Annotated in this window: 23 protein-coding genes; 6 read left to right on the forward strand and 17 right to left on the reverse strand. The window is 28.8% G+C overall.

Translation table 11 applies throughout. The features are described from left to right. Positions 1 to 183: 183 nt before the first annotated feature. The gene (locus L1S49_RS14450; RefSeq protein ID WP_238905735.1) at positions 184 to 1,173 is read right to left on the reverse strand and encodes a polysaccharide deacetylase family protein; all 990 of its coding nucleotides are present in this window, start codon (positions 1,171 to 1,173) and stop codon (positions 184 to 186) included. Positions 1,174 to 1,604: 431 nt separating this feature from the next. On the opposite strand from L1S49_RS14450, the gene L1S49_RS14455 reads away from it, so the two are divergent. Continuing rightward, complete coding sequence (locus L1S49_RS14455) at positions 1,605 to 3,278, forward strand: NAD(P)/FAD-dependent oxidoreductase (protein ID WP_238905737.1); 1,674 nt, start codon at positions 1,605 to 1,607, stop codon at positions 3,276 to 3,278. Between the two features lie 46 nt (positions 3,279 to 3,324). Here L1S49_RS14455 and L1S49_RS14460 read toward each other — a convergent pair whose 3' ends face one another. Continuing rightward, a complete protein-coding gene (locus L1S49_RS14460) occupies positions 3,325 to 4,206 on the reverse strand; it encodes a helix-turn-helix domain-containing protein (protein ID WP_238905739.1) in 882 nt (293 codons plus the stop codon). Positions 4,207 to 4,326: 120 nt separating this feature from the next. Here L1S49_RS14460 and fabF point away from each other — a divergent pair, with 120 nt between their 5' ends. Next, entirely contained in the window at positions 4,327 to 5,565 is a 1,239-nt protein-coding gene (gene fabF / locus L1S49_RS14465) for a beta-ketoacyl-ACP synthase II (RefSeq protein ID WP_238905747.1), read from the forward strand. Positions 5,566 to 5,621: 56 nt separating this feature from the next. Here fabF and L1S49_RS14470 read toward each other — a convergent pair whose 3' ends face one another. The 6 genes from L1S49_RS14470 to L1S49_RS14495 all read right to left on the reverse strand — a co-directional run bounded on the left by L1S49_RS14470 (position 5,622) and on the right by L1S49_RS14495 (position 9,844). Beyond that, positions 5,622 to 6,047 (reverse strand): hypothetical protein, encoded by a 426-nt coding sequence (locus tag L1S49_RS14470; protein WP_238905749.1) that lies wholly within the window; start codon positions 6,045 to 6,047, stop codon positions 5,622 to 5,624. A 100-nt stretch (positions 6,048 to 6,147) separates the two neighbouring features. After that, positions 6,148 to 6,444: a hypothetical protein gene (locus L1S49_RS14475; RefSeq protein WP_238905751.1), complete on the reverse strand. Its 297-nt coding sequence runs from the start codon at positions 6,442 to 6,444 to the stop codon at positions 6,148 to 6,150. Between the two features lie 97 nt (positions 6,445 to 6,541). Next, positions 6,542 to 7,864: a PTS sugar transporter subunit IIC gene (locus L1S49_RS14480; RefSeq protein WP_238905753.1), complete on the reverse strand. Its 1,323-nt coding sequence runs from the start codon at positions 7,862 to 7,864 to the stop codon at positions 6,542 to 6,544. Positions 7,865 to 7,974: 110 nt separating this feature from the next. Beyond that, positions 7,975 to 8,286 carry a PTS sugar transporter subunit IIB gene (locus L1S49_RS14485; RefSeq protein WP_021802022.1) on the reverse strand — a complete coding sequence of 104 codons (312 nt, stop codon included), beginning with the start codon at positions 8,284 to 8,286 and terminating at the stop codon, positions 7,975 to 7,977. A 45-nt stretch (positions 8,287 to 8,331) separates the two neighbouring features. After that, positions 8,332 to 8,655, reverse strand: a complete 324-nt coding sequence (locus L1S49_RS14490) for a PTS lactose/cellobiose transporter subunit IIA (RefSeq protein WP_073016260.1) — start codon at positions 8,653 to 8,655, stop codon at positions 8,332 to 8,334. Between the two features lie 289 nt (positions 8,656 to 8,944). Next, positions 8,945 to 9,844 (reverse strand): DMT family transporter, encoded by a 900-nt coding sequence (locus tag L1S49_RS14495; RefSeq protein WP_238905755.1) that lies wholly within the window; start codon positions 9,842 to 9,844, stop codon positions 8,945 to 8,947. Positions 9,845 to 10,107: 263 nt separating this feature from the next. Here L1S49_RS14495 and L1S49_RS14500 point away from each other — a divergent pair, with 263 nt between their 5' ends. Both L1S49_RS14500 and L1S49_RS14505 read left to right on the forward strand, forming a co-directional pair. Further along, a complete protein-coding gene (locus L1S49_RS14500; RefSeq protein WP_238905764.1) occupies positions 10,108 to 10,983 on the forward strand; it encodes a radical SAM protein in 876 nt (291 codons plus the stop codon). 8 nt (positions 10,984 to 10,991) lie between these two features. Next, positions 10,992 to 12,047: a UvrB/UvrC motif-containing protein gene (locus L1S49_RS14505; protein WP_238905766.1), complete on the forward strand. Its 1,056-nt coding sequence runs from the start codon at positions 10,992 to 10,994 to the stop codon at positions 12,045 to 12,047. Between the two features lie 45 nt (positions 12,048 to 12,092). Here the strand turns inward: L1S49_RS14505 and L1S49_RS14510 are convergent, their stop codons facing one another. Continuing rightward, positions 12,093 to 12,956 (reverse strand): GNAT family N-acetyltransferase, encoded by an 864-nt coding sequence (locus L1S49_RS14510; RefSeq protein ID WP_238905768.1) that lies wholly within the window; start codon positions 12,954 to 12,956, stop codon positions 12,093 to 12,095. A gap of 105 nt (positions 12,957 to 13,061) precedes the next feature. Between L1S49_RS14510 and L1S49_RS14515 the strand changes: the two genes are divergently transcribed. Continuing rightward, positions 13,062 to 13,478: a hypothetical protein gene (locus L1S49_RS14515; protein ID WP_238905770.1), complete on the forward strand. Its 417-nt coding sequence runs from the start codon at positions 13,062 to 13,064 to the stop codon at positions 13,476 to 13,478. 35 nt (positions 13,479 to 13,513) lie between these two features. On the opposite strand, the gene L1S49_RS14520 is transcribed toward L1S49_RS14515, so the two are convergent. The 3 genes from L1S49_RS14520 to L1S49_RS14530 all read right to left on the reverse strand — a co-directional run bounded on the left by L1S49_RS14520 (position 13,514) and on the right by L1S49_RS14530 (position 17,168). Next, positions 13,514 to 14,383, reverse strand: coding sequence for a type II CAAX endopeptidase family protein (locus L1S49_RS14520; protein ID WP_238905772.1), 870 nt, complete (start codon positions 14,381 to 14,383; stop codon positions 13,514 to 13,516). A gap of 467 nt (positions 14,384 to 14,850) precedes the next feature. Beyond that, positions 14,851 to 15,573, reverse strand: coding sequence for an EcsC family protein (locus L1S49_RS14525; protein WP_238905774.1), 723 nt, complete (start codon positions 15,571 to 15,573; stop codon positions 14,851 to 14,853). Positions 15,574 to 15,728: 155 nt separating this feature from the next. Next, entirely contained in the window at positions 15,729 to 17,168 is a 1,440-nt protein-coding gene (locus tag L1S49_RS14530; protein ID WP_238905780.1) for an aminotransferase class I/II-fold pyridoxal phosphate-dependent enzyme, read from the reverse strand. A gap of 461 nt (positions 17,169 to 17,629) precedes the next feature. Between L1S49_RS14530 and L1S49_RS14535 the strand changes: the two genes are divergently transcribed. After that, positions 17,630 to 17,878, forward strand: a complete 249-nt coding sequence (locus tag L1S49_RS14535) for a hypothetical protein (protein ID WP_073016282.1) — start codon at positions 17,630 to 17,632, stop codon at positions 17,876 to 17,878. Positions 17,879 to 17,906: 28 nt separating this feature from the next. On the opposite strand, the gene L1S49_RS14540 is transcribed toward L1S49_RS14535, so the two are convergent. The 5 genes from L1S49_RS14540 to L1S49_RS14560 form a co-directional block, all read right to left on the reverse strand. After that, on the reverse strand, positions 17,907 to 19,046 hold the full coding sequence (locus L1S49_RS14540; protein ID WP_238905782.1) for a hypothetical protein: 1,140 nt from the start codon (positions 19,044 to 19,046) through the stop codon (positions 17,907 to 17,909). A 111-nt stretch (positions 19,047 to 19,157) separates the two neighbouring features. After that, complete coding sequence (locus tag L1S49_RS14545; RefSeq protein ID WP_238905784.1) at positions 19,158 to 19,682, reverse strand: GNAT family N-acetyltransferase; 525 nt, start codon at positions 19,680 to 19,682, stop codon at positions 19,158 to 19,160. A gap of 11 nt (positions 19,683 to 19,693) precedes the next feature. Further along, a complete protein-coding gene (locus L1S49_RS14550; RefSeq protein ID WP_343073982.1) occupies positions 19,694 to 20,242 on the reverse strand; it encodes a DUF1697 domain-containing protein in 549 nt (182 codons plus the stop codon). Positions 20,243 to 20,394: 152 nt separating this feature from the next. After that, positions 20,395 to 21,135 carry an amino acid ABC transporter ATP-binding protein gene (locus tag L1S49_RS14555; RefSeq protein ID WP_343073983.1) on the reverse strand — a complete coding sequence of 247 codons (741 nt, stop codon included), beginning with the start codon at positions 21,133 to 21,135 and terminating at the stop codon, positions 20,395 to 20,397. Next, entirely contained in the window at positions 21,116 to 21,781 is a 666-nt protein-coding gene (locus tag L1S49_RS14560) for an amino acid ABC transporter permease (RefSeq protein ID WP_238905788.1), read from the reverse strand. Before L1S49_RS14560 ends, L1S49_RS14555 begins: the two co-directional genes overlap by 20 nt. Positions 21,782 to 21,811 lie beyond the last annotated feature (30 nt).

The following is a 21,811-nucleotide window of genomic DNA, read 5'->3' on the forward strand; positions in this document are numbered from 1 at the left end:
ATTTAAATTCTACTCTTTTAATTCCTTTTATAGTTATATTTAATTATATAAAATAATTAAGCATAACTCAATAAAATATATAAAGAAAAAATAAACTTAGATGGTTAATATGTCTCAATATGCTATAAAAAAGTATAAGAAATAAAAAAGATGATTACTATTTTAAATAATCATCTTTATAGACTACATTAAGGTATGAAATTCATAACCCTCATTTCTTAATTCATTTATTAATTGAGGAAGGGCTTCTGCAGTAGATTCCTTTCCGTAAGTGTCATGCATAAGAACAACTAAATCTCCATTTTTGGCATTTTCAGTTTTGGTTTGATTAAATCTTTGAATAAGTTCCTCTTTATTTCTATGCTTTCCCTCTGCATCCCCAACTAAGGAGTTCCAATCTATATAAACATAACCCTTTTCATCTAATAGTCTGTCTATTTCTTCAGTACCCTTCCAAGAAGCGTGTCCACCAGGAAAACGAACTACTCTAGGCTTGTGTTTTTCTCCTACAACATCAGTTATTAGTTTGTTTGTTCTTTCGACTTCATCCATAAAGGCAGCGGCATTAACATGTCCACCTGGATAAAGAGTTTTATAGTTATGAGAATAAGTATGATTAGCTAAAGTATTCCCGTCATTTACTATTCTTTTTAATAAATCTTTTGCTTTATCTGACTTATCTAATTCACTGCCCACAATAAAGAAAGTCCCATGGATTTTATTTTGATTTAGAATATCTAAAATCTTTGGAGTAACAGTTACTGAAGGACCATCATCAAAAGTTAGATAAGCGATTTTCTTTTCTTTACTTGTATAAACTCCTGATTTTAGCATGTCCTTAACTTTTTTACTATCAGAAATAGGATCTATTTCTTGTTGATTATTTTGATTTAAAGGAGATTTATCTCCATTTTTAATATTGTTGTTTGATTCTTCACTAGAAGACGTTGTATCTTTATCAGTTGAATTGGATTTTGAATCGTCATTAGATGAATCCTTTTCATCTGTAGAAGAGTTTCCAGCAAGAACTGTTTCTTCTTGACTACTTGGAGAATAAAACTTTGTTAACAAGTATTTACCACTAAAAAAACCAACGATTACTAATAATAAACAAAATACTACATACCTAGCTATAATTTTTTTCTTTTTTCTTGCTTTTGACCTTCTTTTCATGATTATCCCCCTAAAAATGATATAATTATACTATACTCCTTTTATTATAAATTATTATTACATAAAAATTAAATTTTGATAAATATTTGATTATTTGAATAAATGTAAAATTTAGGGCTATAATAAAGCTAATAGAGAAAGTTACTCCTAAAAATATTAAATTTTAAATTACTTTCTTTATTAGTTTAGTCCCCCATATACTAAACATTTTCTTTATTGTAAGATAAAGAAGACATCAATTGATGTCAAGAAGAAATAATCTCTATATCGGGTTAGAGATTATTTCTTTTTTTTATTTTATGCTTAATTAAGTTAATGGTGAATTAAAAAATATAAAGGCAAAATTATATCAAAAATAGAAAATTTAAGTCTAATAATTACTTTTAAATAATATCTATTAATATAGTAATTATTAGGAGTAATCTGAGTACATGGAAACAAATCATTTTATAAATCAACCTCCAAATCCAAGTGATGATGCCAGATATAAGCTACTTAAAAGAGCTTTATCAACAGCAGGACGAGAAGAAGACTTTGAGAACATAATTAAACTTCTAAGTCCGCCGCCTGATATTTTGAATTATTCGCCAGCTGGAAGTTTAAAAGGAAGAAAAATAGGTGTTATTGGTGCTGGAGTTGCTGGAATGGCGGCCGCATTTGAACTTAGAAAACTTGGATGCGATATTACGATATTTGAAGCTAATGATGAAAGAATTGGTGGAAGAATTTATACTCATTATTTTGATGAGGATAAAAAAATTTACGGTGAACTTGGAGCTATGAGAATTCCAGTATCCCATGAAAGTGTTTGGCACTACATCAATTTATTTAAACTTAATACAGATGTTTTTATTCAAAGAGATCCAAATGGATTTATATATGTTAAAAATACTAGAATTAGAAATTATCATGGAGAAGTTGAAAAACACTTTTATCCCAAATTTAATTTAACTCCAACTGAAAGAAATACTTCTTGGAGAGAGCTTTATGATTACGCAATGAATAGTCCAATGAAAAACTTATCTCCTTATGTAAGAAGTGAAATACTGAAGATTTTATCTGTATATAATCCTGAATATGCTCCGTTATTAAATATTAGCCTACGTCAGAATTTTGAGTTTTTAGGTCTAAGCCCTGGAGCTATTCAACTTATAACAAGCGTTGATCCAACTTTATCTCCTCTTATGGATATATCGTATAATCATCTTTTATCACAAAATTATCCTGTTGATTTAGAATATGTATATAGAATAGAAGGTGGATTATCAAATCTTCCACTAGCATTTTATAAATCTTTAACTACAGAAACCCCAAAAGAATATATTAATCAGGGATTGGATAGCTTAGGAATTGTTAAATGGAAGCTTGGATACTGGGTATCTGGAATATATAAATCTGAAGATAGCGATAAAGTTTTTATAAAATATAATAATAAAAATTCTACAGAAAAATCTTATGAAAATTTTGATTATGTTGTTTGTGCTATTCCTTACTCTACTCTTAGGACTGTAGAAATTGATCCTGTATTTTCTAATATAAAAATGCAAGCAATTAAGGAGTTGAATTATGTAGATAGTCAAAAAACGCTATTTTTGTGTAAGAAGCGTTTTTGGGAGGAAGATGCTGAGTATGGAGGGATTAATGGAGGGAACTCACTTACCGATATGTCTATAATTAATATAATATATCCATCTGATCACGCTTATGGTGGAGAGTCAAGTGATCCTGGTGTACTAATAGCGTCATATAATCAAGCAAGAGAAGCCATTTATTTGGGGAATACTGATCCTGCGGTTCATAATGAAATTGTTAAGAGACAGGTTGAGATTGTACATGGATTACCAAATGAATATTTAGATTCTATAGTTCAGGATTCAAAATATTTAACTTGGAATAATGAGCAATGGTCTAGAGGGGCTGTGTGCAAATATTCACCAGAACAAAAAAGAATATTTGGAGATAGTTTATTAAAACCAGAATACAATTGTAGGGTTTTCTTTGCCGGAGAGCATGTTTCATCAACCCCTAGCTGGATTCAAGGATCTTTATATACGGGTAAGCTTGCAGCTAACGATTTAGCTAAGGTAGCTAGAAACAAAGGTTAATTTCTTAGAGTCTTGATTATTATTTAATCAAGACTCCATTTTACGTTTATACACGTTTTATAGGTTGATATATGTGAAGCTCACAATAATTATCTTTAGACAAAGAATTATCTATATATTCAAGTCTAAAGGAATCTGCAAATTTAAAGTCCGATTGAAATATCCATTTTCTATATAAGTGTGCTAAAATTCTTCCTATATGTTTGCCCTTAATATAGTCAGGCTTGAAAAATCCAATAAATTTAAATACAACATATTCATGATCAGGGATTGCTATTCCTTTCATGTTTTCAGGAATATATTTTAGATTTTCAACTTGTACAGAAGGCATATAATATATATATCCATCTGGATTTTTACTCCAATCAGTATATCCAATATATATGTGAGGGTTAATAGGATTTTCAATGATATTCTTATTATTGTAGAAAAACTCACGCCCATAAGCATTAGCTGAATTATCCCCAGACTTACTTAAAATTTTATGTTCTGTTCCTATAATATTAAACCCTTTCTTAAATACAAAAAAAGGTTTATATGTAATTGAGTTATCTATAGTTAGAATTTCATCAGTATTAATCTTCTCTGTAATAATAACTGATATATCTTTTGAGCGTATTTTAAGGGGTGTATATCCAAACTTCTTTCTAAATGATCTTATATAGGATTGTTCATAGTTAAATCCAAAATCCATGGCTATATCAATTATTCGTTTGTTAGTATAAACTAATTCATTAATACTTAAAGTTAATCTTCTTGATTGAACATATTCTATAATAGACTCCCCTGTTAATGATTTAAACATCCTGTGGAGATAATATTTAGATACACCTGTTTCTTTTGATAAGTCATCTAATGTTATTTTATTGTATATATTATTTTCAATATACTCTACGCAAACCTCTAATGTATCTTTTAAATTCAGCATAATACTCCTCATAAATTACTAGTAGAAAGCAATAACTGTTCATTTTGAGTAAATTATATATGATATTTTTATTTATGTAAATAATACTATAAAAATCTGAAATTTATGGAGGTTTTTAGCTTGAAAAAACGTGTAGTTATAACAGGGATGGGTGTTGTATCATCTGTAGGAATGGGAACAGAAGAGTTTTGGAATAATATAAAAGAAGGTAAAAGTGGAATAAGCAAAATAGAAAGAGTTGATGTTTCTGACATACCAACAAAGGTAGCAGCTGAAATTAAGGATTTTAACGGTGAGTTATATATAAGCAAAAAAGAAATTAGAAGGACTGATAGATTTTCGCAATATGCTATAGCAGCTGCGCAAATGGCTATAGAGAACTCTAAAATTGATTTAGACATAATAAATAAAGAACGTCTAGGGGTTATTGTTGGTTCAGGAATAGGGGGAATTGAAACCTTGGAGAATCAACATAAAGTACTTCTAGAAAAAGGGCCTGGAAGAGTAAGCCCATTTTTAGTACCTATGATGATATCTAATATGGCTTCAGGGCTTATTGCTATAAAATATGGGGCTAAAGGGTTTGTAGAATGTGCTGTTACTGCTTGTGCAACTTCTACGAATACTATTGGGGATGCGTTTAAAGTAATACAAAGAGGTGATGCAGATGTAATTATTGCTGGAGGCGCCGAAGCTTGTATTACTAGGTTATGTCTTGCTGGTTTTTCTTCAAGCAAAGCTATGACAATAGATGAAAATCCAGAAACAGCTTCTAGACCATTTGACAAAAATAGAGATGGGTTTGTTATGGGAGAAGGCGCTGGAATGCTTATTCTTGAAGAATATAGTAAAGCTCTAGAAAGAAATGCAAATATAATAGCAGAAATTGTTGGATATGGCTGTACTAATGATGCTTATCATATAACTTCACCTGCTGAAAAAGGGGAAGGCGCGGCTAGGTGTATGAAAATGGCCATTGAAGATGCTGAAATAAGTCCAACAGATATTGGATATGTAAATGCGCATGGAACATCTACAGAAGTTGGGGATAAAAATGAGACAGCTGCAATAAAGACTGTATTTGGAGATTATGCTTATGATATATCTATAAGCTCAACAAAGTCTATGACAGGACATATGTTAGGCGCTACTGGAGCTGTAGAAGCAATTATAACAGCCTTATCAATTAAAGAGGGATTCATTCCGCCTACAATAAACTATTCTACTCCAGATGAAAACTGTGATTTAGACTACACTCCTAATAAAGGAAAAATTAAAACTATATCATATGGAATTACTAATTCTCTTGGATTTGGTGGTCATAATGCAAGCTTGGTTTTAAAAAAATATAAAGATTAGTTGAAAAATATAAATGCTTTAGCAAGATTTTAAAATCTTACTAAAGCATTTATACATTAATCTAATATAGAATATTTTATATAATTTTTGTTACAATAATCTACTATTGTGTCGTAATAATAATTAAAAACAATATCATCAATGTCAAAAGAAGATTTTTTTATCAGAATCTTATCGACAAAAGAAACTATTTTAAGCAACTTGCTTAAAGCAGCACTTTCAAGTTTTATTTTGGGATTAATTTCGAGATTTATAAATGTTTTAAATCCAGAATCATTAAGATCCCTTAAGCAACTAATTCTTTCTAAATAAGAAGGAGAATTTGGTTCAAGCTCATTTCTAACATCTTCATCTAAAGATATTAAACTTATACCAAATTCATTTTTCCTATCTAAATTAAGTATATTTTCAGGAAAATCAAGAGTGTAAAGTTGAACTTTATTATCTTTGTTTAATAATTGTTGTAATTGAACCTCTCCCACTTTAAATACCTCACTAATCAAATTATATAATTAATAATAACATAATTTATTTGATAAATACTAGTAATATACTTTTAACTAATAAGAATACTGCTCAAGTCTAACCTTTATGCCAAATAAAAATTGGTAGTATATTTATGAATGAAGTAACTTCGTTTATTTCGCTAATTTGTTTTCTGGATATAACTCTATCTAAATGGCAATCCCTCATTCTAATGTCTACATATACGGGTTGAGGAGCTATATTATGTTTAATTTCTTTTACAAAGCAAGAATATTTTTGCTGTTCAGAGCCTTCATAATCAAGTTCATTAAAATCTAGATAATTTAATGAATATAAATAACTAATTTTAAAGTCGCTCAAGCTTCCTCTAATTCTTAATTTATACATTTTCATTTGTTCTATTCTCCTTTAATTTTATTATATTTTTTATAAAACAGAACTAAGTACCATAAATATGATACTTAGTTCTTACATAAATTTTTATAACATACTAAACATTTAAGCTTGATGCTTCAACTTCTGCTTCTTGCTCATTCTTAAGATTCATAGCATCTATCTTTTTAAAGAATGGGAAATAAACAACAACTGAAATTCCGATACAAACTATTTGCATTAATGCTGTTCTCCAGCCTCCAAGGATAAATCCAGAGATTATAGGAGGTGTAGTCCAAGGAACTGTTACCCCAGTGAATAACGGAACCAATCCAACGCTAATTGCAAGGTATGATACAACAGCTGAAAGTGTTGGAGCTACTATAAATGGTACAAACATTATTGGATTCATAACCATTGGGAATCCAAATAATATAGGTTCATTTATATTAAACACACCAGGCCCTATAGCAAGTTTTCCTAAAGCTTTATTTTGCTCAGATTTTGCTATAGTAAGCATTAATATTACTAAACCGATTGTTAAACCTGAACCAGTTACAGTTACAAAGCTTGCTTGGAATTGGTCGGTTACAATATGACCACCATTAGCTATTGTTAATTCTTTACCAGCATCTAAAATAGCTTGGTTATCTAGTCTATTAGCAGTTAATAAACCACTCATAACACCACCAACTATAGTAGCACCATGAACACCAAACCACCAGAAGAATGGTATAAGTGCTTGAGTTATAATAACGCCTATAAGTGAGTCGGTAAATCCTTGTAATGGTGTTTGTAATACCTTAAATATAAAGTCTATAAATGTTGTATTAAGTGCATATCTAAAGAACATGTATACAAACATTGTAGCTGTTATTATAACAAGTCCTGGTATTAAAGCTGAGAATTGATTTGATACACCTTGTGGAACTCCAGCAGGCATCTTAATAGTTATTTTCTTAGTTAAAAACCATGAGTAAACAAATCCAACCAAGAGCCCGATAATTATGGCCGTAACCATACCTTGGCCTCCTAGCCATGTTCTAGGTATAACTCCTGACACAACTTCTCCTGTTGTAGATGTTGTATATTGATTTAAAGTTATTAAAAATACTGCAAACGCTATGATTCCTGCTCCTAATGGTTCATGGCCTTCATTTTTAGCATACATGTATGCTATACCTATAACTGCGATTATGGCCATAATCTGCATGGTAGAGTTATATACTTGGAACAATGGTTCAGTCCACCCTGCTCCAAAAATACCTGCCATCCAATCATTAAATGGTTGGTATGGTATTTGTGCAAGTAGTAAAAATACTGATCCTATTAGTGACATAGGTAGCGTGTATATTATTCCATCTTTTAGTGCGACAATAGCTTTTAGTTCTACAAATTTCATTACGATACTTATAAGTTTTTCTCCACGTGTTTCTGACATATATAAGTCCTCCTTAAAAATTTTTATATAAGACAAATTAAAATATAATTTGTGACTTAACACATTGAATTTCTTATAAATAAATTCTTAAAACTATTATCTATATTTCTTTATTTATTCAGTAGCTTTAAAGCAAAATCTAAAACTTTATCCCCTTTCATCATTCCATAGTCTACTGAATTTATTACATCTACTGGTACTCCTTTTGCACCGCATAATTTTTTTGCATTAGGTAACTTATATCTAACTTGTGGTCCAAGTAAAGCTACATCTATACCTTCTTCTAATTTTTTTGACATAGTTGATTCTGGGAAAGCTTCTATAACAGCCTCTACTCCTTTAGTTTTAGCAGCCGCTTTCATTTTTTCCACCAAAACACTTGTTGACATTCCTGCAGCACAAAATAATGTAATTTTAATCATTTATTTTTCCTCCTTAATAAATTAATTTCATATTAACCCAAATTATTATTTATCTAGTAATTCATTAACTATCTTTCTTAATTCAATTATTTGCTCGATCATGTTTTTTTCTGATATAGTTGTCATTAAATGGTCTTGTGCATGAACAAATAATACTGAAACTTCGGTTTTAATACCTGCGGCTTCTTTTTGTAATAAACTTGTCTGAGAATTGTGAGCTAACTCAAGAACTTCATTTGCCTTATTTATTAATTCATCTGCTTCGTCATATTTTCGATCATTTGCTGCGGTAAGGGCTTCATAGGAATAAGCTTTAGCATCACCAGAATTTATTATGATGTCCATTATAATTTTCTCTAACTCCTCCATATTAAACCTCCTAATTAAATATTTGACACCTATGCAATTAATTACAGCAATTTCCATGCCAAAACACTAAAGTGTAGAAGATAATGGGGTTATTGAAAAAGAAATTTATAAGTGTTTAAAGATTATTTTGAAAAATAAGACAGTGTTTAAAGAATTTTAAATAGTGTTTAGATGTTTTAGCAAAAAAAAAATGATAATGTTTACAAGTGTTTGGATTTATAGTTAATCTGTTTACATGAAAAAAAGTCTAAATTTCTTTATAAAATGAAATTTAGACTTTAAAGATTTATTATTTATAATAGTTTGTCCCCCATACTCCTATGAGAATCATGGCAGAACCTATTGTATGATATAAGTGAAAATTTTCTTTTAAAAAAATGACTCCAGCTAATATTGAGACTATTGTGGAGATGTTGGCAAATACAGCAGATTTAGAGGCTTCCATTTTAGATAATGTAAAATTAGCAAGAAAATATGCAACTATAGATGATAATATTCCTAAATACAAAATTGATAAAACAAAGCTTGAACTTTTTAAAGGCTCAAAGTAATTGGTTAATGATCCATTTAAGATATGATTACTTACAGAAACTATATTAAAAAAGATTGCTCCTAAAAACATCATAAAGTAAGTAACTTCTATAGCGGTAAAATGTTTAGATATTTTTCTAGCTATTATATTAAAAAATGCAGCTGAAAATACTGCAACGCTCAAAAATAATACACCTAAAATAGAGTTTCCAGAGTTTTTTGATCCATCCATAAGTATGATTAACACAACTCCAGATACAGATAAAATAATACTTAATACTTGCTTTCGTGATGGTTTTTCATTTAAAAAGTATATAGCAAGAATTGTTACTACTATAGGAATGAGGGCTATCATAAGTCCACCTAAGGAGCTTGAAGTCCTTTGAAGTCCATAGGTTTCAAAAATGAAATAAATTATTGGCTCTATAATAGCTAAAACTATTAGCCATTTCATGGGTTTATTTTTATAATTTACTTTAATTACTTTAAATGCTATAAGTAAGCTCATAATTATAAAAGCTAATAAAAATCTAAAAGCGACTAGGGTTATAGGGTTTGATACCATTAAAGCTTTTTTGGTAAATAAAAAGCTTAGCCCAAAGATAATATTAGTAATTAATGCAGTGAAATACGGAATAATTTTTTTGTCTATTTTCATATTTTAGTATCCTTTCTTAAAGCTGAATTTAACTACAAAGAGTAAGTATACTATAAATTCATTTATTACTCAATATTATATCTCCATACATGCATATCACTGTAATACCATAATTATGGTATTACAGTGATATGCAGATATTCAAGTATGTAGGTATGAAGTGCTTTTTTGCTTGAATTTTTATAACGAGTGAAAGAATCCGCTTTCCTTTAGTTAAAAAAAGTGATATTCTCATTTATATATGTGTTAGTGAGGTATAACAAATGAGAAAATTTAAGAAGATCTATATTGAAATAACCAATGTATGCAATCTTTCTTGTAGTTTTTGTCCTGAAACTCTAAGGAAACCTGAGTTTATGAAGATTGATGCTTTTTCTAAAATACTAGATGATATAAAACCTTATGGTGAATATATATATTTTCATATAAAAGGGGAACCACTACTACATCCAGAATTAGAAACTTTATTAGATATTTCTTTTAAAAAAGGATTCAAGGTTAATTTAACAACAAATGGAACCCTTATAACTAAAGTAAAAGATATATTACTAAATGCCCCTGCTCTAAGGCAGATTAACATTTCTCTTCATAGTTTTGATGGTAATGAAAAAGCTGTAAATAAAGAAGAATATATTAATAACGTTATTGAATTTTCAAAGGAAGCTAGAGAAAAGAAGATTATAACTGGACTTAGACTTTGGAACTTAAATGAAAACAATAATACAAATCTTAAGTTAAATAAAAACAAAGAGATTTTAGAAATTATAGAGAGGGAATTTAATCTTCAATATAAAATTGAAGATAAAATAAGTGAATGTAGAGGAATTAAGATATCAGAATATATATACCTAAATCAAGATTATGAATTTAATTGGCCTGCCTTAACGGAGGATGAGGATGATGGTATAGGCTTTTGTCATGGGCTTAGAAACCAAATTGGTATATTAGTAGACGGAACCGTAGTTCCTTGTTGTTTAGATGGAAATGGAATTATAGATTTAGGAAATATCAATAACAGTAGTTTTTCAGAAATAATAGAAAGCTCTAGAGCTAAGGATATTACAGAAGGATTTTCAAATAGAAGAGCTGTTGAGGAGCTTTGCAGAAAGTGTGGGTATAGAAAGCGATTTGGGAGGTAATTTTATAAATGGATATTAAAGAAAAAGTAAAAGGACTCCCCTCTTCTCCAGGTGTATATTTAATGAAGGATTCTCTGAATAATATCATATATGTAGGAAAGTCTAAAAATCTTAAAAATAGAGTTGGTTCATATTTTATTAATTCTAAAGCACATTCACCTAAAACTTTAAAATTAGTAAAAAACTTAAAAGATTTTGATTTTGTGGTTACTGATACCGAGTTTGAAGCTTTTATGCTGGAATGTAAATTAATAAAAGATATAAAACCAGCTTATAATAGGCTTATGAAAAGTCCTAAGTCTTATAAGTATGTACATATAAATCTAAACAAAGAATATCCTGATTTTAAAATAGTGGATGAAATAACTTCGGGAGATGGTATGCTTTATTTTGGACCTTACGTAAGCAAAAGTTCTCCTGGAAAGGCTGTTGAAGGAATCAAGGAATTTTATAAAATATTATGCTCTAATGACTTTAAAAGAAAAGGTTCGTGTTTAAACCACTCTCTTGGTCTTTGTGTTGGATTATGCTTAGATGACTCAAAAAAAGATTATTATATGGACGTAATTAATAAGGTTATAAATTTATTAGAAGGTAAAGACTCATCTATATTAAATGAAATCGAAGAAGCAATGAGGCAGTCATCTGAAAACTTTGATTTTGAGAGAGCTGCTAAATACAGGGATTATTTAACTTTTATAAACTATTTAGTTGTGGGTATTAAAGCGGTTGATTTTACTGAAGAAAATAAAAATATAATTTTAGTAGAATACTTGGATAATGAAAACATAAAGATATTTTTTATAAAGGGAAATAAAGTTATATTCAAGGAAAAAGACTCGCTTATTAAACTAACGACCTTAGCTCAAAATATAATAAAGCATTATAAAAAGTTTAATCTTAATGATGGGACTTTTGTAGGTAAAAACGAGGTGGATGAGGCGCAAATAATCTATAACTACATAAATAATAAATCAGATAATCTAAAGTTTATAGTAATTCCAGATGAATTTATATCCGATACCAAGTACATAAATAGAGAGATTAAAAAATTATTTGAATAAACTAAGGTGTAAGAAATACTTTATGTAATATTTCTTACACCTTTATTATTTGATTTTAATCCAATAACTCAATATTGAATCTTCTTTAAAACCTCTCTTTTTATACATAGTATAAGCTTTAGAATTTTCCTCAATGACTATTAGAAAGATTTTATCTATATTTTTATTGTTTAGGAAGTTTATGGCTGTTTCTAAAAGTGATTTACCATAACCAACTCCCCTGTATTCCTTGCAAAGCCCTATGTCAAACGAACCTTCTTTATTCTCTATAGAACAATTCATAAACCCAATAATCATATCCTTTATGCTGACCATAAAGTAATAGTTACAATCATCTGATTTTTTTATATACTCTTCTACTCCACTGATATCTGAATAAGTACCGTGAGGCATATCACTAAAAGAATCGTTAAAAACTTCTAAATATTTTTCTTTGTTATCATGTGTGAGTGGAATTAAATCTAAAAGGGGTGCTTTTAAGGATGCATCATCTAAATTCATTTTAAGAGATCTATAGGAATTATTTAAGCCTAAATTTTCTAAAAGCTTTAGTTGAATAACATTTCTTTCTCCTAAAAGTATACTTTCAGCATTATATTTATTTGCTATTAATACAGCTTTTTCTATAAGTTTTTTTGCAATATTAATATTATCTTCAGAAACATCTAGTAAATCTAAAAAATGTATATATACAGTTTTTAGTTTTTCAACTACTTCAAGGACTATATTTATTTTACCAACTACTTTTCCATTATTAAAATAAAAAAGAACACCTCTTCCATAATCATAAACTTTTGAACCAAACATGGTATTAAACTTGTCCCAAGTCATGCTGTTGTCATTTCTAGTTACAAAATCAAAAGCAAGTTTTTTCTCTTCTTCATTTAAGTTAATATATTCTTTAATCATTTTAAGTATCTCCTTAACTATGTATAAATCTATATCAATATTTTACTATTATATACTATTGTACTATAATAGTGTTGTATGATTTAAATTTTTAGGGGGGATTATATGAGTAAAAAAAGAGTGATTTTATACATTATTGCTATATCTAATTTAATAGGCGGAATTATAGGATCACTTTTCATGTATCAGTCAATAAAGAATAACTTAGTAGTCAATTGGACAGATATATCTATTAATACTAACGTTAAAGTTATAATTTTTATTATTTCAATACTATTTTGCTTATCGCCTATTCTTATTTTTACTGGAAAAAGAAAAGCTTTACTTATATTCTATATAATAAATATTTCAAATATTCTATTTGAAATCATTACGTTTATAAGAGCTAAATATTTTGTAGAAGACGTAGAGATTTCTAATAGTTCTGGTATTCCAATAATCAAAATCCTAATATTTGTGTACTTAATTAAAAATGAATTAGATGAACATAATTTAAATGGTAGCAATAATATTACCGCTTAAAGATAAAAGGATGCTTTTATGTGCATCCTTTTATTTTATACATATTTTATGGTTTTATTTCTTCTGTAATAAAGATATAAAATAGCCAGGTTTACTATTAAAATAAAGGTAACAGCAGCCCCACCCTCCGGACCAAATGCCCCACCATTTATTAGATTATTCTGAGCTACTGTAGTTTCATATAGTCCGTTTGTAGGGTTTCCACTAACTTGAAATCCAAAGACATACCCTTGAAAATAGTTCCAAGTTATATGATAGCCTATAGGCATCCATATACTTGAAGATTTAATAAACATATATGCAAAAACTATTCCTACTAAAAAGATGTTAAATAAACCTAAAGGATTAGCATTAAGATTACTAGCATGCATCAGAGAAAAAATTAATGAAGATACTAAAACTATAAGGAAACTGTTATTTGTTTGTTTTAATACTGACATCAAATATCCTCTAAAAAACATTTCTTCCCCAAAACCCACTAATATAAATATTACTATACCTAAAAGTATTTCGTAAGAAAAATTAGGTTTAAGAAAAGAAGTAACCAAGGTTGCATTATTAGTAGCTATTAGTATAAAAAATACTATGGTTATAGACAGAGCACCTAAAAATAATCCAAATAATAAATCAAAACCATCTCTTTTTATTGAAGTTAACCCCATATTTCTAAAAGGTTCTTTCTGAACAAGTTTCCAAGAAATCAAAGAAACCAAAATAAAAGATATTGTGCTAACCCCCATGTTTAACAGTGAATAAATAGGATTATTACGGCTAATAGAGAATATACCGCCGAAAACTCCGATTATTATTGATAAAATAAATATTGTTAGGAATAAAATTAAAAATGAAATAACGATTTTCCAGCCACTTCGAAGCTGATTATACTGATTTTTAAAAATTAACATTATTATAAGCCCCCCCAACTTTTAAGCTTTACAAAGATTGAATAATTAATCTTTGTAAAGACTATATAATTTATGATGTGTATATAATATTCTTCCTCAGGGATAATATTCCTCTTTTATTTTTAGAAATTAGTTCAAAAACAATTAACGCTTGCATATAAATTTTCATATAATACTTGGGAAGTCTCTTTTGTACAAATATGAAAAGCCATTGAGTTTTCTTCTGATTTAAACTTAATATATATTTCAAAAGAGACTTCTCATATTTAAATTTAGCAGTTAATGAATATATTAATTATATTTTGTCTATAATTTAAATAACATTCTCAATATGGATGTTATTTTACAAAGAAAGGTACTATATCCTTACTTTTCTTTAAATTCGGCATATAACATAACTACCTCCTCTTATTTGCAAAAAAAAGAAAGCTTTCTCATGATTTTGAGAAGGCTTTATTTTATAGAAATTATAAATTTGGAAATAATCTCATTCTGTATGAATTCATTGAGGTTGTTCCAAGTTTATCTAAAAGCTTTGCGTTAGCATAAGCTCCAACAAATGCACCAATAACAGGAACTAGTTGGAGTAATTTTGCTAGATCTATATAGTCTCTATATTCTTGTTGAAAGTCGCGCCAATTAAACTCATTTATGTCCCTAGGAAGTTTACTTGAAGTCTCTTCCCAATTTTCCATCTCTAGAAAGACTTTATTAGTTTTAGATTGGCTAGAAAATGCTAATTGAAATATATAAAGTATATAAATTCTTTCTTTATAGTTTTTTACGTCATATCCGTATATAGCAGCTATTTCATATAAAAACTTTATTTTAATACTAAGTAATAGTGGAAAGTCAGCTAAGCCTAGAAAAAATCCTCCTGCACCTGTACTCGCTCCTTCAACGATAGCTGTAGTCTTATAAAACTCTATTTTTTCTCTTGCAAGTTTATCTCTTTCCTCTAAAGATAAGTTTCTAATAGGATCTTTAGCGATAAATTCTGATCCAACTAAAACAGCTTTAATCATGTTTTTAATTGCAACTGTCATTATTTCATGATATTTTTCAGGCAAAACATCATTAAATTTATTTTGAATACCCTTGGATGCTTTATTAAAAATCGAGGGTTTTTTCATCATTTCAATTTTCCATTTACTTAATTCAGGTATCAACGACCTTTTGTATTCAGACATAAAATCCTCCTTCTTAACTTTTACTATATTATATACCAATTCTTATACTACTACACAATTATTAGATATTTATTAGAATTTTAAAAATAAATATGTATTTTAAAGCCATAGAAAAACACCCTAACTACTTAGGGTGCCTTTCTACTCTAAATTTATTATTCAATTATAGCTATAGTATCATCAACCATGCCTATTATCTCTACGCCTTGATTAAACATGTCCTCAATATAGTCAGCAACTTCTTTGTTTATCTCTTCGCCAATGCTAACTATAGGAATTCCAGGAGGATAAACAATTATAGTGTCTCCACTTATTTTGTTAACTGCATCTTTTAGGCTTACATACTTTTTATCACTAAAAAATGCATCTCTTGGATTTAATAAGGTTTTAGGTATGCTTAAGATCTTAAAATCAAAATTTAATTTTGTATCTTTACGATGATTTTCTCTTATATACTTAAGAGCTTTTACAAGTTTATCTAAATCCTGAGTTGTATCATCTAAACTTATAACAGCTAATATATTGTACATATCGCCAAGTTCCATTTGAATCCTGCATTCACTTCTTAGAAGGTTAACAACTTCAAATCCACTAAGTCCAGTATCTTTTACACAGATACAAAGTTTACTTAAGTCTATTGACTTCATATTGTATTTAGTTATTTCTTGTTCATCTAAAACATGATAACCATCTAGAGCATTTATTTTTTTTCTACCTTCAACACATATTTCCACTACTTTATCTAATTTAGCTTCTCCAGTAAGGGCTAAATTTTTTCTAGCAACATCTAAGCTTGCCATCAATAAATATGAACCGCTAGTAGTTTGTAATAAGTTAAGGGTAGCTTTTACCTTTTTAGGATCAACTTTAGTAGAATTTATTAACAAAGCCGAACTTTGGGTTAATGAACCACCAGTTTTATGAAGACTTACACAAGACATATCGGCTCCCATCCTCATTGCAGGAGCAGGATACTTGTCATTAAAATAGAAATGACTTCCATGCGCTTCATCAGCTAAAACTAGCATATTATGCTTATGAGCTTCATAAACTATAGGTTCAAGGTTTGTAGTTACACCATAATAAGTTGGGTTAATTACTAAAACTGCTTTAGCATCAGGATTATCTCTTATTATATTAATCATCTTATCTTCAGTAACGTTCATGAAAATTCCGTACTCAGTGCTTATTTCAGGTTCTATAAAAACTGGAATTATTCCACATAGTATTAATGCATTTAATACACTTTTATGAACATTTCTTGGTATTATTAGTTTTTCTCCAGGTCTACAAACGCTCATAATCATGGATTGAATACCTATTGTGGTACCATTAACTAAAAACAATGCCTCATCTACGCCAAAAGCATTTGCCATTAGTTTTTGAGCATCTTTAATAACTCCAGTGGGTTTTATCAAATTATCTAAATTTATCTTGGAATTAACATCATATTTAAATATCTCTTCACCAAGACAATCTTTTAATTCATTATCATTCCCTCTATTTTTGTGTCCAGGTACATCAAAGGGAGTTACATCATCTTTTACATACTCTTTTAGTGCATTCAAAATCGGAACGCTTTCTTGCTCTAACATTTATCAGTCCCCCTAAATTTAATTAGTCTAGTATATTCAATTGTATATTTAATTGAAACTAGAAATTTTAATAATATTATGTATAAATTAAAATAAAAAATTACGACAACATTTATTTAACAGCAAAACTTTTGAAAAGTAAAGCATAATATATTATTTTGTCGTATTGTTCACAAATAATTTTTAATATATAAGTTATTTTAAAAAAAATGTAGTTTTTGAAGGACTTTTTTATTGTTTTAATCTAGGTTTTAAGAAAAAATTACTATTAAAAAAATAGTGGCAAACCCATGTCTTTAGCGGTCTTACGCATATTTATAAATAAAAATAAATATTTATACATAACTATATTTCTGAACTTAAAATTTTCTATAAAAAATTTAAATAGATTAAAAAAATCAGAATTTTTTTATAGATAATGGTAATGATATCAAGTGAAGTTTTATTTAGGAGGATTATTTATGGAAACAACAATAATGGCGTTAAGCATAGATCCTAGAACTGCTCATGCACCGCAAGTTCAAACTGTATTAACAAAACATGGTTGCGCTATAAAAACGAGACTAGGATTACATGAGGCAAGTGAAGATTCTTGTTCCCAAAAGGGGTTAATTCTTTTACATCTTAGCTCGGATTTACAAGAGGTAAAGGAACTTGAAGATGAGCTTATAGATATAGATGGAGTAAGGGTTAAATATATGACCTTATAATAGAAAGAACCTGATAGCATGTACACTATCAGGTTCTTTCTATTATAGAATTTTTTATCCAATTCATAAGCATTAACTCCATCTCCGCTTCTCCTTTTACAGGATATTTTAATGCTAACGCTTCTCCTTCTTTAAAATACTTAAGTGCTTTATCTAAATCTTTTTCGTAAAAAGCTTCATAGGCCATTAGGAATCTCTTTTTACTAATAGAAAATTTTGAAGCCTTAATGTATTTCTTTAAGCTATCATCATATAATTTATCTACTACATCTTTATTACAATCACCTGTAAGCTCTAAAAAGATTTTTTCGCAGTTTATTTCGTACTTAATAATTGGTATTAAATCAGTATTTGAATCAAAGGCTTTTAAACAAAGTTCGGCATTATTAAAATCCATCTTATCTAAATACCAAGAGTGTTCTAAAAGCTTAAGAGAAGCTACTAGGGGGTTACTAAGGTCAACCCCTTCTTTACACTCAATATCTTTAAATGGGATATCCTTCATTCTATATCCTTTAGTTAAAAGAGCATAAGTTTTAAGTTGAGCATAAAAACCATATCTAGCATATTCATCTTTAAGCATAGATAAGATATTATAGCCGTCATTAGCTACTCCACCTACCTTAAGAGGAATAATATTAGTCAAGCCAGCTATAATTCCTGCTATACTTTCTAAAGTTAGTATTAAGTTTAGCGTAGAGACTCTATTTTCAGTAATTATAATTATTAGTATACTAGCGAAAGAGATTAATAAGTTCATTAATCCTCCACCTAGATTATATATTATAAAAGGATATTTTCCGTCTTTAAGCTCAGGTGGCATCATAAGACATTGACCTGCTGTGCCTGGAATGCTAAATTTTTTTATCTTAAATTTATTATTTTCTTTGATTAAAGTAATAGAAGCAATTCTAAAAGATACAAAAGTATATCCAGTCAAAATGCCAAATATTAAGTGACCAGCTTCGTGAATTATTATATGCACTAGATAGAAGAAAAAAACTGCTCCTATTAGCGCATAGATTTTAAGTATAAACAACAATCCACTTTCACTTTCTATATAGGGTGACAGAGATTTAATAATGAAAACTGCCAAAAATAATCCGATAAGAGCCCCTAAAATAAGGCTTTTTATTGTTTTTGAATACATTTTTATTTTGTTACTCATATAAACTCCTTTCAATATGATATAAGAATTATTATAACATAATAAGAGTAAATATTTAGAAATTAAACTTTCTTATTAGCTTCTTATTATATAAATTTTAAGAAGGTGGATTTAATTAACTGTATTTTTTAAGCTATAGGAAGGATGATACAGTCCAGTAGGTTCATAAAATTCATCTCTTAAATAACTAAAGCCAATCTTTTTAAGAAGATTTTCTGAAGCTTTGTTATAAGGATTATGACCTGCAAATAACTCTTTTATATTTAAATCAGTAAAAGAATAATTAATCATTGAGTGTAATGCTTCAAAAGCAAGTCCCAAGCCCCAATACTCGGGCTTTAAATGAATTCCTACTTCGTATATATTGTTTTCTATATCATAAGGTCTCAACCCGCAGCAACCGATATTTTCAAGATTACTAAGGAGGTATATTGGAGAGTATTGAACCTTGTAAGTATTATATGTAGCTATTTCTTTTTGTAGTCTACTCTCTATATCTTTATGTGACATTACTCCAGTTGAAGTAATAAACCTTGTAACTTCTGGGTTACCCCAAAGTTCTATTGCGTCTTTCAAATCTTCAATATTCCATGTTGAAAATCCTATCCTCTCACTTTTCAGAAAAAATTCTTTCATATACTATTCTCCTAACGATTAACTAGATCACTAATCTTATTTATTGTTTTCCAATTACGTGTAGTTAAAGTGTTATCTAATTTACCTAGGTTATTCCCAAGTTTTGAATTTCTTATGCTGTCATGAAATAATAAATACACGTCTCTGCCTATTATTTTATATTTATCCTCACCAATTTCATAAACACTGAATTTATCAATATTTTCTGCTAAAGGTTTTTGTTTTAGAAATGCTACATACAGTACCTCGCTAGAAGTATTTCCTTGAGCTTCTAATATCTCTTTTTCTGAGAATGGACAATTCTTTATAAGGTTATTAAGTTCTTCTTCACTTCGTAATATTACTGAAACTTTAAAACCCACATCTGTATGTATTTTTTCTTCAATTATATTAATAAGAACACTTTCACTTTTATCTGAAGAAAACAATACATTACCACTTTGAATATAGGTTTTTACATTTTGAAAGCCTATGTCTTCAAAAATTGCTTTTAGCTGTGCCATTTTGATTATATTTTTCCCACCAACATTTATTCCTCTAAGTAGTGCTATATAATTCATCATAAAACTCCTTTACCTAAATTACTTGACCTGACAACCGGTTGACCGGTCAACTGGTCAACCGATCATTATAATATTATAATAACCGATTTTAGCTAAATAAAAAAACTAAAGCATTAATTAAATTAATAACTTTAGTTTTTTTAGCTTTATTATGCAATTGAATTAGCATTAATAACTTTATCTAAAAATTCTTTGCATCTATCACTAGTTGGTGCTGTAAATATAGTATCTGGTTCGCCTTCTTCTAATATATATCCGTGATCCATAAATACTACTCTATCAGCAACATCCCTTGCAAAGCCCATTTCGTGAGTAACTATTACCATAGTCATTCCTTCTTTAGCTAAGTCCTTCATAACCTTAAGAACCTCTCCAACCATTTCAGGATCTAATGCTGATGTTGGTTCATCAAATAACATTATTTTAGGATTCATTTCTAAAGCTCTAGCTATAGCTACTCTTTGTTTTTGTCCACCAGATAAAGTGTCTGGATAAACATCTTTTTTATCCTTTAATCCAACCTTATCTAATAAATCAATAGCTTTTTTTGTTGCTTCTGTTTTGTTCATTTTCTTTAACTCAACTGGAGCTAAAATCATATTCTGTAATACTGTTAGATGAGGGAATAGATTGAAGTGTTGAAAAACCATGCCTATATTTTGTCTTAGTGTATCTATGCTTTTGTTGTTTACTAGTTCTTCTCCTAAGATAGATATACTTCCAGCTTGGATTTCCTCTAATCTATTTAAACATCTTAAAAGAGTGCTTTTACCTGAACCAGATGGACCTATTATACATACAACTTCTCCTTCTGTAATTTCAAGTGATATATCTTTTAAAACTTCTAGTTTACCATACCTTTTTTTAACATTAGACGCTTTTATGACCACGATGAAGTCTCCTTTCTATATACTTAGATAATAAAGTAAGTAAAGTAATTAAAACTAAATACATTAGAGCAACTGCAGCATATGTTTCAAGTGGTTTAAAGTTTCTAGCAACTATTATTTGTCCACTAGCTGTAAGTTCACGTATACTTATTACTGATAAAATAGATGTATCCTTAATTGTTATTATAAATTGATTTATAATAGAAGGAATCATTATTTTAATAGCTTGTGGTAGTATAACCTTTTGCATAGTTTTAAAATAACCAAGTCCTAAGCTTCTAGAAGCCTCCATTTGTCCAACATCGATAGCTTGTATACCTGCTCTAAAAATCTCAGACATATATGCACTAGCATTTAAAGTAATTGCAATAATAGCACATACCATTGGGTCTGACCTTTGCGCGATTAATGGTGCTATACCAAAGTATATGAAATAGGCTTGAACCATTAAAGGGGTTCCTCTTATTATGTAGATGTATACTGTTGATATTGCATTTAATATCTTTGATTTACTTATTGTAAAGATTCCTAAAATAATTCCTAATATAAATGCAAGTATCAAAGATATTATAGATATTCTAATTGTAACTAAAATACCTGTAGTTAAGCTTGGCAAACTTTCTTTTAGTATTTCCAAAAGCTGCATATTTTCCTCTCCTTACTAAAATAATAATTA

It is taken from the genome of Clostridium sp. YIM B02506, assembly GCF_022324845.1.
Taxonomy (GTDB): Bacteria; Bacillota; Clostridia; order Clostridiales; family Clostridiaceae; genus Clostridium_T; species Clostridium_T intestinale.

What these genes read in the sequence shown, in the direction of transcription:
- L1S49_RS14450 (WP_238905735.1), bottom strand. Translation starts at nt 1,173, where the DNA reads ATGAAAAGAAGGTCAAAAGCAAGAAAAAAGAAAAAAATTATAGCTAGG.
- L1S49_RS14455 (WP_238905737.1), top strand. Translation starts at nt 1,605, where the DNA reads ATGGAAACAAATCATTTTATAAATCAACCTCCAAATCCAAGTGATGAT.
- L1S49_RS14460 (WP_238905739.1), bottom strand. Translation starts at nt 4,206, where the DNA reads ATGCTGAATTTAAAAGATACATTAGAGGTTTGCGTAGAGTATATTGAA.
- L1S49_RS14475 (WP_238905751.1), bottom strand. Translation starts at nt 6,444, where the DNA reads ATGAAAATGTATAAATTAAGAATTAGAGGAAGCTTGAGCGACTTTAAA.
- L1S49_RS14480 (WP_238905753.1), bottom strand. Translation starts at nt 7,864, where the DNA reads ATGTCAGAAACACGTGGAGAAAAACTTATAAGTATCGTAATGAAATTT.
- L1S49_RS14485 (WP_021802022.1), bottom strand. Translation starts at nt 8,286, where the DNA reads ATGATTAAAATTACATTATTTTGTGCTGCAGGAATGTCAACAAGTGTT.
- L1S49_RS14490 (WP_073016260.1), bottom strand. Translation starts at nt 8,655, where the DNA reads ATGGAGGAGTTAGAGAAAATTATAATGGACATCATAATAAATTCTGGT.
- L1S49_RS14495 (WP_238905755.1), bottom strand. Translation starts at nt 9,844, where the DNA reads ATGAAAATAGACAAAAAAATTATTCCGTATTTCACTGCATTAATTACT.
- L1S49_RS14500 (WP_238905764.1), top strand. Translation starts at nt 10,108, where the DNA reads ATGAGAAAATTTAAGAAGATCTATATTGAAATAACCAATGTATGCAAT.
- L1S49_RS14505 (WP_238905766.1), top strand. Translation starts at nt 10,992, where the DNA reads ATGGATATTAAAGAAAAAGTAAAAGGACTCCCCTCTTCTCCAGGTGTA.
- L1S49_RS14510 (WP_238905768.1), bottom strand. Translation starts at nt 12,956, where the DNA reads ATGATTAAAGAATATATTAACTTAAATGAAGAAGAGAAAAAACTTGCT.
- L1S49_RS14515 (WP_238905770.1), top strand. Translation starts at nt 13,062, where the DNA reads ATGAGTAAAAAAAGAGTGATTTTATACATTATTGCTATATCTAATTTA.
- L1S49_RS14520 (WP_238905772.1), bottom strand. Translation starts at nt 14,383, where the DNA reads ATGTTAATTTTTAAAAATCAGTATAATCAGCTTCGAAGTGGCTGGAAA.
- L1S49_RS14525 (WP_238905774.1), bottom strand. Translation starts at nt 15,573, where the DNA reads ATGTCTGAATACAAAAGGTCGTTGATACCTGAATTAAGTAAATGGAAA.
- L1S49_RS14530 (WP_238905780.1), bottom strand. Translation starts at nt 17,168, where the DNA reads ATGTTAGAGCAAGAAAGCGTTCCGATTTTGAATGCACTAAAAGAGTAT.
- L1S49_RS14535 (WP_073016282.1), top strand. Translation starts at nt 17,630, where the DNA reads ATGGAAACAACAATAATGGCGTTAAGCATAGATCCTAGAACTGCTCAT.
- L1S49_RS14540 (WP_238905782.1), bottom strand. Translation starts at nt 19,046, where the DNA reads ATGAGTAACAAAATAAAAATGTATTCAAAAACAATAAAAAGCCTTATT.
- L1S49_RS14545 (WP_238905784.1), bottom strand. Translation starts at nt 19,682, where the DNA reads ATGAAAGAATTTTTTCTGAAAAGTGAGAGGATAGGATTTTCAACATGG.
- L1S49_RS14550 (WP_343073982.1), bottom strand. Translation starts at nt 20,242, where the DNA reads ATGAATTATATAGCACTACTTAGAGGAATAAATGTTGGTGGGAAAAAT.
- L1S49_RS14560 (WP_238905788.1), bottom strand. Translation starts at nt 21,781, where the DNA reads ATGCAGCTTTTGGAAATACTAAAAGAAAGTTTGCCAAGCTTAACTACA.